This window comes from Halalkalibacter urbisdiaboli (assembly GCF_002156385.1).
GTDB classification, from domain to species: domain Bacteria; phylum Bacillota; class Bacilli; order Bacillales; family Bacillaceae_D; genus Halalkalibacter_A; species Halalkalibacter_A urbisdiaboli.
Genome location: NZ_MVJM01000006.1, coordinates 23,131 through 35,756, shown reverse-complemented (window position 1 = coordinate 35,756; position 12,626 = coordinate 23,131). Strand labels below are relative to the sequence as shown.

At 39.1% G+C, this 12,626-nt stretch carries 12 protein-coding genes and 1 tRNA gene; 10 read left to right on the top strand and 3 right to left on the bottom strand.

Translation table 11 applies throughout. The annotated features are described in order from the left end of the window. Positions 1 to 38: 38 nt before the first annotated feature. Positions 39 to 578: a stage V sporulation protein T gene (gene spoVT, locus B1R93_RS21350; protein WP_088105933.1), complete on the top strand. Its 540-nt coding sequence runs from the start codon at positions 39 to 41 to the stop codon at positions 576 to 578. A gap of 156 nt (positions 579 to 734) precedes the next feature. Here spoVT and B1R93_RS21345 read toward each other — a convergent pair whose 3' ends face one another. The 3 genes from B1R93_RS21345 to B1R93_RS21335 form a co-directional block, all read right to left on the bottom strand. Further along, positions 735 to 1,535 carry a carbohydrate ABC transporter permease gene (locus tag B1R93_RS21345; RefSeq protein WP_088105932.1) on the bottom strand — a complete coding sequence of 267 codons (801 nt, stop codon included), beginning with the start codon at positions 1,533 to 1,535 and terminating at the stop codon, positions 735 to 737. Between the two features lie 12 nt (positions 1,536 to 1,547). Next, positions 1,548 to 2,435, bottom strand: a complete 888-nt coding sequence (locus B1R93_RS21340) for a carbohydrate ABC transporter permease (protein ID WP_425348995.1) — start codon at positions 2,433 to 2,435, stop codon at positions 1,548 to 1,550. A 66-nt stretch (positions 2,436 to 2,501) separates the two neighbouring features. Continuing rightward, positions 2,502 to 3,851 (bottom strand): ABC transporter substrate-binding protein, encoded by a 1,350-nt coding sequence (locus B1R93_RS21335; protein ID WP_245308401.1) that lies wholly within the window; start codon positions 3,849 to 3,851, stop codon positions 2,502 to 2,504. 351 nt (positions 3,852 to 4,202) lie between these two features. On the opposite strand from B1R93_RS21335, the gene B1R93_RS21330 reads away from it, so the two are divergent. From B1R93_RS21330 to spoIIE, 9 genes are all read left to right on the top strand, one after another. After that, positions 4,203 to 5,792, top strand: a complete 1,590-nt coding sequence (locus B1R93_RS21330; RefSeq protein WP_088105930.1) for a putative polysaccharide biosynthesis protein — start codon at positions 4,203 to 4,205, stop codon at positions 5,790 to 5,792. A 10-nt stretch (positions 5,793 to 5,802) separates the two neighbouring features. Then, positions 5,803 to 7,263, top strand: coding sequence for a bifunctional methyltransferase/pyrophosphohydrolase YabN (yabN, locus tag B1R93_RS21325; protein ID WP_425348993.1), 1,461 nt, complete (start codon positions 5,803 to 5,805; stop codon positions 7,261 to 7,263). 13 nt (positions 7,264 to 7,276) lie between these two features. Continuing rightward, positions 7,277 to 7,549 (top strand): RNA-binding S4 domain-containing protein, encoded by a 273-nt coding sequence (locus B1R93_RS21320; RefSeq protein ID WP_088105928.1) that lies wholly within the window; start codon positions 7,277 to 7,279, stop codon positions 7,547 to 7,549. Between the two features lie 121 nt (positions 7,550 to 7,670). Further along, entirely contained in the window at positions 7,671 to 7,982 is a 312-nt protein-coding gene (yabP, locus tag B1R93_RS21315) for a sporulation protein YabP (protein WP_210190999.1), read from the top strand. Then, on the top strand, positions 7,979 to 8,560 hold the full coding sequence (gene yabQ, locus B1R93_RS21310) for a spore cortex biosynthesis protein YabQ (protein ID WP_088105926.1): 582 nt from the start codon (positions 7,979 to 7,981) through the stop codon (positions 8,558 to 8,560). The genes yabP and yabQ overlap by 4 nt, the downstream gene beginning before the upstream one ends. 12 nt (positions 8,561 to 8,572) lie before the next feature. Then, positions 8,573 to 8,941, top strand: coding sequence for a septum formation initiator family protein (locus B1R93_RS21305; RefSeq protein ID WP_088105925.1), 369 nt, complete (start codon positions 8,573 to 8,575; stop codon positions 8,939 to 8,941). An 88-nt stretch (positions 8,942 to 9,029) separates the two neighbouring features. After that, positions 9,030 to 9,515, top strand: a complete 486-nt coding sequence (locus tag B1R93_RS21300) for a S1 domain-containing RNA-binding protein (RefSeq protein WP_088105924.1) — start codon at positions 9,030 to 9,032, stop codon at positions 9,513 to 9,515. A gap of 168 nt (positions 9,516 to 9,683) precedes the next feature. Continuing rightward, positions 9,684 to 9,760 (top strand) — tRNA-Met (locus B1R93_RS21295). Between the two features lie 326 nt (positions 9,761 to 10,086). Next, the gene (spoIIE, locus tag B1R93_RS21290) at positions 10,087 to 12,582 is read left to right on the top strand and encodes a stage II sporulation protein E (RefSeq protein WP_088105923.1); all 2,496 of its coding nucleotides are present in this window, start codon (positions 10,087 to 10,089) and stop codon (positions 12,580 to 12,582) included. Positions 12,583 to 12,626: the final 44 nt, after the last annotated feature.

The following is a 12,626-nucleotide window of genomic DNA, read 5'->3' as shown; positions in this document are numbered from 1 at the left end:
CAAGTTATTACATCATAAGAAAGTGAGGCATCTTAGTTATGAAAGCAACTGGTATTGTAAGACGTATTGATGACTTAGGACGCGTTGTCATACCTAAGGAGATTCGCAGAACGTTAAGAATTCGTGAAGGAGACCCATTAGAAATCTTTGTAGATCGAGATGGGGAAGTCATTCTTAAAAAATACTCACCAATTTCTGAGTTAGGCGATTTTGCAAAGGAATATGCAGAAGCTTTATACGATAGTTTAAATCATCATGTGCTTATCGCAGACCGTGATACATATATTGCGGTAGCGGGTGCTTCAAAAAAGGAATTTGCTAATAAAAGCATCGGTGAAATTGTTGAATCGGTTATGGATGACCGAAAGTCAAAATTAGAATCAAACCCTGGTGAGTATAATCTTGTCGGAGATCATACAGATGAATTAAAAGGTTACGTGGTTGCACCAATCATTGCAAATGGTGATCCAATTGGTGCCGTTACAATTTTTAGTAAAGATCAAGCTCTTTCGGGAGCATTGGAACAAAAAATGGCTGAAACAGCAGCAAGTTTTTTAGCTCGTCAAATGGAGCAATAAGCGGAAAAAAACTCGTCCTTTGTAGGGCGAGTTTTTTTTGTGGAGGAATTCCAAAGAGAGCAATGACTACGCACGCTGTACAGCGAACCAAAGAGGAGCGCAAAGGTTCGCCTTCAGACATGAGAAGTTGCTTCCTAAAAAGCGGCAATGCTGCTTTTATTTAATCCCGGATTGCATGAAGCTTTCGATAAATTGTCTTTGGAAGATAAAGAAGGCGAGTAACAGTGGGAGCATGACCATTATAGTTGCCGCTGTCACCTCAGCCCATTGTGCACCGGTTTCGAATGATTGTGCAAAAATGGCTAGCCCGACCGTAAGCGGGCGGTTTTCAACGGAATTTGCGACAATTAAAGGCCATAGGAAGTTATTCCAATGATGACTAACTGAAACTAAACCAAAGGCAATATATGTTGGTTTTGCAAGCGGAACATAGATTCTCCAAATAATTTGAAGTAAATTACTGCCCTCAAGTTTGGCAGCCTCCTCAAGTTCAATTGGAATGACTTTAAATGTTTGACGTAAAAGAAAAATGCCAAATGCGGAGGCGAAGTAAGGAATCATGATGCCAAGCTTCGAATCCAATAAAGATAAATCGTTTAAAATATTATAGTTTGGAAAGATCAAAATTTCCGCTGGTACCATCAGTTGAAGAAGAATAAGGATAAAGAGTACATTTTTCCCGATGAAATTCATTCGCGCAAAGGCATAGGCAGCTAGCGTAATAGTAATCATTTGTATAATAAGAATTCCGATAACGATAAAGAGTGTATTAAGATAATATTGGCCAAATGGTACAGCATTCCAAACATGTATGAAGTTATCGGTTGTAAACGTAAGAGGGAAATCACTAGAGGTTGCGAGGTTTCTGGGGCGAAACGCCGTTACAAAGGCCCAAACTAAAGGAATCCCCCATAAAATCCCTAGTGTAATCATTCCAATATGAATAAGTCTTTTCATGAGGAAATCCTCCTAACTGTAATGAACTTTTTTATCAACTACAAAGAAGTAAACGGCTGTTAAAACAACTAAAATCGTCAATAAGACTACTGTTAGTACAGCTGCCATTCCTTGATCCCAGAATTTAAAGGCAGTCTCGTAAATATAATAGAGCAATAGATTACTTGAATTATTTGGGCCACCCTGAGTCATAATGACGATGTGGTCGACAAGTTTGAACATATTCGTAAAAGTAATAATAAACACAAACATCGTTGTCGGCATTAGTAGTGGAAATGTAATATTAACAAAAGCTTGCCAGCTTGAAGCCCCGTCCATTTTGGCAGATTCATAAAGCTCCTTGGAAATGTTTTGTAGGCCAGCTAAATAAAATATCATAATCAAGCCGGCTTCTTTCCATATTGCTATGATCATCATCGCTAGTAGAACCGTCGATGACTGGCCTAGCAAGTTTATTTGAGGAAAACCAAACGACTGTAATAGCTGGGCTAGCAAACCGTAATCAGGTGTATAAATGAATAGCCAAATATTCGCTACAGCGATCATTGGGATAATTGTTGGATAAAAAAACATCGCTCGAAGCCAGGTATTGCCGATAAGAGCTTTATTCACAAAGAGGGCCATTCCTAAAGCAATGATAATACTAGTCGGTACAGTTCCGATTGCAAACCAGCATGTGTTTTTGATAACCTTCCAAAACACTTCATCATTTTGTAACTGTTGATAATTTTGCAATCCAATAAAAAACCGCTCTGTCGCCCCAAGACCACCTTGGAAAAAACTAACATAGATTGTTTGCGCAATTGGATATAATGTAAACAGTCCCAAAAAAATGAGGGAAGGAAGGAGAAGTAGCCATGCATACATATTTGTTTTCAAAGAACGTGACAGAACGCTTATCCTTGTCTGACGTTTCTTTTCTATACTTATTTCGGTTACATTCTCCATAGTTCCCCGCCTCTCTCATCAGTTGTTATAAGGAGCTAAAATCCGGTCGGCTTCTTCTTGTGCAGCTTTAAGTCCATCTTCCGGTGATTCTTCGCCTGTTATAATCGCTTGTAAATGGTCATTAATGGCTTTATACACTTTACCGTTTTGATAGGTTGATAATTCGGCAGAAGCAAACTCTAATTGGTCGCGGGCTACCGTTGCTTGAGGGAAAGTTGCTGTATACTTTTGCAACCGTTCGGTTTCATAAGCATCTGCAGTCACAGCGACATATCCAGTATCCATGCTCCACTGGGCAGCCTGTTCAGGTTGGGTTGCCCAGTGAATAAACTCCCAAGCTGCCTGTCGTTTTTTAGGATCTGTATCTTCAAATAAATAGAAGTTACCACCCCCGGTAGGCGAACCGAACTGCTTACTTGCAGGTAGGTAGGCGACACCAAAATCAAATCCAGCATTATTAGCGATATTTGTTAAGTTTCCGGTAGTATGATAAATCATCGCAGTTTTCTGTTCGATAAAATCAGAAGGCACCGTTGCCCAATCAATAACCCCCTTTGGCATGACCTCATATTTATTTGCTAAATCAACCCATAGTTGAGCAGCTTCAATATTTCCGGGATTGTTAAAATAAACTTCTGTACCGTCACCATTCATTAAATTTTCCCCATTTTGTAAGGCAAAAGCCTGAAATAACCAATAAGGAAATCCTGATGTCGGAATTTCAACTCCCCAATCGGTCACGCCAGCCTCCTTCAATTGTTTGGAATAAGAAATAAGCTCGTCCCAATCTTTTGGAGGTTGTTCCGGATCGAGCCCAGCAGCTTCAAATGCTTCTTTATTGTAGTAGAGTACAATTGTACTGCGTTGGAAGGGAATACTCCACGTGCTACCTTCTGCCTGAGCATTTTCTAAAAAAGCGGGGTAAAAACGATTTATGTAGTCGTCTCCACCAGCTTCCGTAATAAATTCATCAAGAGGAACAATAGCGCCCATCTCTTTTAATGTAAATAACTCAGTTGAAAGAAGCACAGCAATATCTGGGGCATTGCCTCCTTGAACGGCCGTTTGTGTTTTTATCATGGTATCTTCATAGCTTCCTGTATAGATAGGATTCACTTTAATGTTAGGGTGTTCAGCATGAAAGTCAGCGGCTAACTTTTCGATTACTTCTGTTAATGGACCACCGACGGCAATTGGATAATAAAATTCAAGCTCAATTTGTTCATCCTTATTTTCTATTTCCGCTTTCGCCATTCCCTCAGGATTAGAAGTACCTTGACTTGAGGTCTCTTCTTGTGAAGTGGAACATGCAAATAAGACATGGACTAGCATTAATAACATCATGAATAATAGTCTGCTTTTTCCCATAGTGTGTTCTCTCCTTATTTTTGATAGTGAGGGATGTTGAAATTAGGAAGTTGCAAATTCATAGAAAAGAGCAAACCGAAACAGGACACTCGAGAAATCAGGCACGTTTTTTCCAGTGTTAACCCTTTATCGAGTGAGTCCGACGGTTTGCTCATTTTCTCAACCCTCAGAAAATCAACTTTTTTCACTTGTACAAGCCAAATTTTACCGATGAAATGTAAAGAGAACATAAAGTGAATTATAAAAAATTGTTCTAATTTTGTTAATGATTGCTTTACAGTAAATGGGGTATGACTTGGCTACGGTTGTAGAATTGAGTATGATATGGGTAGAGTTTAAGGGGGAACCGTTTTGGAGAATGACAAAGGTCAATCAATTTGGAAGGGTGCGATGCTGCTATCATTAACTGCTCTATTTGCGAAAGTTTTAAGTGCCGGTTATCGTATCCCCTATCAAAATATAGCGGGAGATCTCGGTTATTATGTTTATCAGCAAATCTACCCGTTTTATGGATTTGTGATGATTTTAGCGATGTACGGGTTTCCGGTGATTATCTCAAAATACATAGCTGAAGAACGTGCCAAAGGAAATGAAGAAGGAGCTAAGACCTTTTTTTCACTTTCTTTCTATGGACTAATCATGTTCTCGTTCGGTTCAACCGTTTTGCTCTTTTTAGGAGCTCCATTTTTAGCAAGATGGATAGGTGACCTTCAACTTACGGGGCCATTAAGAGCAGTTAGTTTAACGTTACTATTACTTCCATTTCTTAGTAGTATGAGAGGTTATTATCAAGGTTTTGGGAATATGAAACCGACTGCTGTTTCTCACCTTATTGAACAGCTTGTACGGGTGTGTGCGATTTTGCTATTTGCGTATCTCTTGCTTGAAATGGGACTAGGTGCATACGGTGCGGGTTTAGGAGCAGCTTACGGTTCGTTACTTGGAGGAATTGTCTCTGTTGCGTTGTTGTTTTTTTTCATAAGGAACATTAAAAATTATCGTGAATGGTTTGTATTAGAGAAGATTCCACTGGCGCTTTTGGTTCAAAAAAGTTTTGATGTGTTTAAACAAAGCTTGTTTATTTGTTTAAGTGCACTCGTCTTTATATTATTTCAATTTATCGATGTGTTTTCCCTTATTAGACTACTTTTAGTATATGGATATGAGCAGGAGGCAGCGTTTCAAGCAAAAGGTGTTTATGACCGTGGGCAACCGTTGTTACAACTAGGTATGGTGGTTACAACAACCTTTTCGCTAACGTTAGTTCCGCTTTTAGCTAAAGCTGTAACAGAGAAACGGTTACAAGTAGCTCGCAGTTATCATGATTTAGCTTTAAGGCTAACCTTACTAATGGGCGGTGCAGCAACGATTGGATTATTTGTCATTATTGAACCGACTAATCATATGCTCTTTACCGATCGATTAGGATCTGATGTATTAAGTATCTTATCTTGGGCTATTATTGGGAGTACATTATATGTTACGCTATCAGCAATATTACAAGGCTACGGGTATGTGCATCTGCCCGCTGTTACGTTGCTCATTGGACTTGTCATTAAAGTAGTTGGCAACGTTTTATTTGTTCCTCTCTTCGCCACAAAAGGGGCAGCGATGGCGACGGTATTTTCATTTGCTGTAATGGTAAGTATCCAACTTTTCATGCTTAAACGATTAACTGGACAGCTTTTCATGAGACTGACTGCTTATCGAGCTGTGTTGCTAACATTAGGTTGCTTATTTATTACAACATGGGTTTGGAGAACCATTGTTGAACTTGAACAACCGAGCCGCTTTTCTGATAGCGTGTTGGCATTGTCAACGGTTGCCATTGGAGGTTTGACCGTACTCCTTTGTCTTCTTCGTTTTAATATTTTGGATGAAACGGAATTTGCGGCGATTCCTAAGCTTTCCCGTTTTCGTCGCCTTATCTTAAGAAAATAAGGAGTGAATTATGAATACTATTTATGTGTTAGGTCTAGGGGCAGGGGATTTAAATCAAATGCCATTAGGTTTATATCGACATATTCAAAAGGAACCGAATCTCTATGTACGAACGAGTGATCATCCTGTTCTTCATGAATTGAAGAATGAAGGATTGATCTTTCATTCGTTCGATGATATCTATACAGAGCATGACCAATTTGAAGATGTGTATAAAGCGATTGTTGAAAGGCTTTTAGCTGAGGCGAAACAGCAATCGTTAACGTATGCTGTTCCTGGTCACCCGTTTGTCGCTGAACGGACAATTCAGTTATTGATTGAGCACGCTCCAGCTCAAAATGTTGAACTTTCCTTTTTAGGGGGGCAAAGCTTTCTTGATGCGATGTATACGGCCTTGAAAATTGATCCTATCGAAGGCTGTCAAATTGTCGACGGCACCGCACTTAAGCGGGATGAGCTTGAATTACGTCATCATCAAATTATTGTACAGGTGTACGATGCGATGATTGCTTCTGAGGTTAAGCTGACATTAATGGAACGGCTACCCGATGACTATGAAGTCGTCATTGCAACAGCAGTAGGTTCACAAAAAGAAGAAATTACGCGAGTGCCTTTATACGAGCTGGATCGTGTGGCTACATTAAATAATTTAACAGCTGTGTACGTGCCGCCAGTTAGAGAAGAAATGCTTCTTTATGAGGAGTTTAGTCAACTGCGAGAGGTTATTGCTACGTTAAGAGGTCCAAATGGATGTCCATGGGACCGGAAGCAGACACATAAATCTTTAAAAAAATACTTAATTGAAGAGACCTATGAAGTTCTAGAAGCGATTGATGAGGAAGATGATGAGCATCTTGTTGAAGAGTTAGGGGATGTCCTGTTACAGGTGATGCTACATGCACAAATTGGCGAGGACGAAGGCTGGTTTTCGATTCAAGACGTTATTAGAGCCGTTACTGAAAAAATGATACGGCGACATCCTCATGTGTTTGGTGATTTAACTGCAAACGATGCAGATGAGGTTCTTGCTAATTGGGAGGAAATGAAGAAGCAGGAAAAGGGTGTAGAAGAACAGAAGTCGCAGTTAGATTCAATTCCAGTAGGGCTACCGGCGTTAATGGCTGCATTTGAATTACAGAAAAAAGCGGGTAAAGTTGGTTTTGACTGGGATGATGCTGCTCCAATGTGGATGAAGCTTCAGGAGGAGCTTGGGGAGTTTATGATGGAAGTAAAGCAGAATGACCGAGAAAAGATGCTGAAGGAATTGGGAGATATTTTATTTGTTATCGTAAATCTGGCGAGATTTTACAAACTTGATCCGGAGGAAGCATTACACTCAACAAATCAGAAATTTAAAAAGCGTTTTCAATATATCGAAAAGGATGTTTGGGCTGAAGGGAAACAAATGGCTGATTTGACGTTAGATAAGCTTGATGAAAAGTGGGAGCAAAGCAAAGCGTTTTTTAAATGAGGAGGAACGTTAAATGAGATTAGATAAATTTTTGAAAGTATCAAGGTTAATTAAAAGACGGACGCTAGCAAAGGAAGTTTGCGATCAAGGAAGAATTACAATTAATGGCCAAGTAGCCAAAGCGGGTTCTAATGTGAAACCAGGTGATGAACTTATTGTGCGGTTCGGTCAAAAGCTTGTAACCGTAAAAATTAATGAAGTAAAAGAAATGAGCCGAAAAGAAGAGGCGGCCATGATGTATACGATTGTAAAAGAGGAGAAAATGAGTCAAAGTGAAGAATACTAATTGATTTATTAAATTCCCAACAAATTAGGTTGGGAATTTTTTTGTCTACGTAAGCTGATTTTAAGCTTGTTCTATTTCCTTCAAACGTTTCATAAACATGAAATAAAGCACAGGAGGAGGAATGAACATGGACTACGAATTTGGAACACCAATGGGACGCGAGCGGCAGAACAATGATCATGATGTAACAATGAGAGGCAGAAAACAGCTTGATATTACTGGCGTTAAGCAGGTTGAAAGTTTTGATAATGAAGAGTTTTTATTGGAGACCGTCATGGGTTTTCTCTCCATTCGAGGACAAAATCTACACATGAAAAATTTAAATGTGGAACAGGGTCTAGTTTCAATCGAAGGGAAGATATATGACTTTGTTTATTTAGATCAAAACCAACAAGATAAAACTAAAGGATTCTTTGGGAAGTTGTTCAAGTGAGTTTAAGTATTCAACTTTATACGATGTTATCAATGGCTGCAATGGGAATATGGCTCGGAGCAGCTATTGATACATACGGTCGCTTCTCGAAAAAAAGACCTTCCTTCCACTTGCTTGTAGCCTTGAATGATATACTATTTTGGATTGTTCAAGGATTGGTGGTATTTTATGTCCTTTTAAAAATAAATAATGGAGAAATTCGCTTTTATATATTTTTAGCGCTATTATGTGGTTATGCGGCTTATCAAGCAATATTTCGAAGTTATTTTCAACTTTTTTTAGACCGAATGATTCAATTTTCGATTGGCTTTTACAAATTTGTAAAGAGATTATTTATCGTTTTACTTTATCAACCGATTAAGTACGTATTGCAACTCCTTTATTCCTTATGTATTATGATATTGTCAGCTCTTCTAGCGGTTAGTTTATGGATATTACGCCTTTTTTGGAAACCAATTAAATGGTTCCTTCTACTAATCTATCGACTCACGAGGCTAGATAAAGTCGTAAATAGGTATCAACCTCTATTTAAAAAAGTTAAAGGAATAATAGAATCAGTGAGGAAAAAGAAGGAGTAAGGGGTGATAAGAATGGTCACAAAACGTTCTTCCATGGTAAAGGAAATGGATACGACCTATAAGCAACAACTAGAGATGGAAATGGAGACGCAATCTAGAAAAAGACGAGGATTAATCCGTCGCCTAACGCTTTTGGGTATTCTTAGTCTTAGTCTTTTTTGTATCGCTTTTGTGACAATTTATGCCCAAGCTAATACGATTGAGGAGAAGGAACAGAAGAGAGTGGCTCTTCAAAATCAGCTGGAGACACTTGAGTTAGAGCAAGAAAATCTCGAACAGGAAATTGAGAATTATAATAACTTGGAATATATTGCTGAAATTGCAAGGCGAGATTATTACTTGTCCAAGCCGGGTGAAACACTTTTTAAATTACCAGAATAATCATCAGATTGACACCAAATTTTTCGTTCAGTTATAATATATTACAAAGGAACATTTTACAGATTTCTTAAGGAGGATCTATTTTTTCATGTCAATCGAAGCAGGCAGCAAGTTACAGGGTAAGGTTACAGGTATCACTAATTTTGGAGCATTCGTGGAACTGCCGGGTGGTTCTACAGGCCTTGTCCACATCAGCGAAGTAGCTGATAATTATGTTAAGGATATTAACGAGTTTCTCAAGGTTGGAGATGAGGTCCTAGTTAAAGTTGTAAATGTCGAGAAGGATGGAAAGATTGGTTTGTCCATTCGTAAAGCAAAGGACCGTCCAGAACGCCCAGCGGGATCAGAACGACCTGCTCGACCTGAACGACCTGCTCGTCCGAATCATGCTCAACGCCCACCACGTCCACAAGGTGGTAATCGCGGACCGCGTGGTACAAATAGTGGCGGCCGTTCAGTGGTTTCATTTGAAGATAAAATGAGCCGCTTTTTAAAAGATAGTGAAGAGCGTTTATCAACAATTAAACGTCAAACGGAATCAAAGCGTGGTGGTCGTGGCGCGCGCCGAGGATAACTTGTTGCTCGCTTATCAAAGTATAGAGAGGAAGACAAGCATTGTTTGTCTTCTTTTTTTAATTTAACCTCTCATCAACGGTTATTCGGATATAGAAGATTATTTTTTGTTAAAGAGCTTGACTATCTTATGGATTCATAGTATATTAATACTTGTCGCAATTAATATGGCGGTGTAGCTCAGCTGGCTAGAGCGTACGGTTCATACCCGTGAGGTCGTGGGTTCGACTCCCTCCGCCGCTACCATATTACATACGCAACCCTACATTCTTTGGAATGTAGGGTTTTTTTGTTTTGGAAAGTAAAGTGTTTAAAACTAAGTCCAAACGGCTTATCGAAGGAAACCGGAGTGTAATCCATTTTTTTATCATCATGTTTCTTCAACATATGTAAGGATTCTTCACTAAATTTACTCAAGTTATTGATTTTTTTGCGTTGTCGTGTGTATTCATTCCTGTTTTAGCCGAATCAAGTCGAACAATTTTTTGATTCGACGTTGTGATTTTGACAAAAACTGTGAGTTAGTTCTGTTTATAATGAAACCACGATTAAGAATGGGTGGTGGACTAGAGATGATACGAAAGGAAACGAAAGCATGGACAGAAACGGAACGGACCTCGCAAGTCATTGAGCAGGTTCAAATGTCGTTAGGACAAGCTGTACTTAAGACAAGAAATCTTCTGAACAAGGCTTTTTATCATTGGGGACTGCTTGTAGCGATTATTGGATTTCTATTAGGACGTGCCATGATATTATCCGAATTGACACCGTTTATATTACCGTTTTTAGCGGCAATATATATGATTAAACGTGAACGGGCTGGTCTTGCCGCATTGTCATTATTAGCAGGGGCCTTTACTAGCTATCACGGTGAAGTTGCTTATGTGTTTGCAGCGATTATCGTCTATGTTTGTATGCAAAAAGTCGTCACACGATTCGTAAATGAAACAACTAAAGCCCTTCCATATACGGTTTTCACTGCAAGTATAGGAACTAGACTCATGCTAGTCTTTTTCGCGGAGGGGACGGTCACAAACTATGCGTTAATGATGGCTACTGTAGAGGCTGGATTGAGTTTTATCCTTACGATGATTTTTCTTCAAAGTGTGCCACTAGTTACGTCTAGAAAAATAAAGCAACCGTTACGAAACGAAGAGATTGTTTGCCTAATCATTTTACTTGCATCCATTATGACTGGTACGGTTGGTTGGGTTATGTATGAAATCACAGTTGAGCATGTACTAGCTCGATATTTAGTATTATTATTTGCTTTTGTTGGTGGTGCAGCAATTGGTTCTACGGTTGGTGTTGTTACAGGTTTAATTCTTAGTCTAGCAAGTGTTGCAAGTCTCTATCAGATGAGTTTACTAGCCTTTGCTGGTTTACTCGGAGGGTTGCTGAAGGAAGGTAAAAAGGTTGGTGTTGGTCTAGGCTTACTTGTCGGGACTTTACTTATTGGAATGTATGGTGAAGGGGCTACAAATGTATCAATTACTTTGATGGAGTCTTTAGCTGCTATTGCTGTATTCCTTCTAACACCAAAGGATTTAATCAGTAAACTAGCTCGCTATATTCCAGGGACTGTAGAATATTCAAAAGAGCAGCAACAATATTTACGAAAAATTCGTGATATTACAGCAGGACGGGTTGAACAATTTTCAACTCTTTTTCAAACATTATCTAATAGTTTTCAAACACCTTCTCAACAGGTAGAAAGTGAAGATGATGAACGAGAGATCGATTATTTTTTGAGCAACGTAACAGAGAAAACGTGCCAAACCTGCTTCAAGAAAGAGCGCTGTTGGGTTGAGAACTTTAATAAAACTTATGAATCTATGCAGAAAATTATGACTGAGACTGAAAAAAACGGTGATGTTAAGGATCAAGTATTGCTAGCCGAGTGGAAGAAGCACTGTATAAAGCCTGAAAAAGTGATTCAATCGATTGGCCAAGAGCATGGCCATTATCAAGCGAATCAAAAGTTAAAAAGACAAGTCTTAGAGAGCCGTAAACTTGTTGCTGATCAGCTGTTAGGTGTATCTCGTGTGATGGGTGACTTTGCAAAGGAAATTCAAAGAGAAAAGGAAGCTCACCATTATCAAGAGGAGCAGATGCTTGAGGCGTTACGCGATGTTGGCTTAGAAGTGGGCCATGTCGATATTTATAGTCTTGAAAAAGGCAATATTGAAATTGAAATGAGTCTATCCACTGACCACGGGAATGGTCAATGTGAGAAAATCATTGCCCCTATTTTATCTGATATCTTACAAGAGACTATTATTGTGAAGCGTGAAGAACCAGGCTTCTATCCGAATGGATTTAGTCATGTCTCGTTTAGCTCGGCTAAACAGTTTGTCATTGAAACTGGAGTGGCCAATGTTGCTAAGGGTGGGGCATGGGTATCTGGTGATAGTTATTCAACGATTGAGCTAGGAGCAGGAAAATACGCCATTGCCATTAGTGATGGAATGGGCAACGGGGAGAGAGCTCATTTAGAAAGTAATGAAACGTTGCAGCTTTTACAAAAGGTATTACAATCAGGAATTGAAGAAACGGTTGCCATCAAGTCAATTAATTCCGTACTTTCATTACGTACAACCGATGAAATCTTTTCAACCTTAGATTTGGCGATGATCGATTTACAGGATGCAACAGCAAAATTTCTAAAAATAGGTTCTATCCCAAGTTTCATTAAGAGAGGGAACCAGGTTATTAAGGTTGAAGCTAGCAATTTACCGATGGGAATTATTCAAGAGTTTGATGTAGAAGTTGTTAGCGAACAGCTAAAGCCTGGTGACTTATTAATTATGATGAGTGATGGTATCTTTGAAGCGCCAAAGCATGTTGAAAATAAAGATATGTGGATGAAGCGAATGATTTCTGAACTAGATACTGACGATCCACAAGAAATAGCGGATACAATGCTAGAGAAGGTGATTCGCTCTGATCGAGGCAGCATTAATGATGACATGACGGTCATTGTTGCCAAAGTGAAACGTAATACACCGAAATGGGCTGCAATTCCACTCTATAAGTCACCAAATATTTTACGAAAACGAGCACAATGAGAAAAAAAGAGACTGCTAGGTATAAATGACCCTCCAACGGTCAA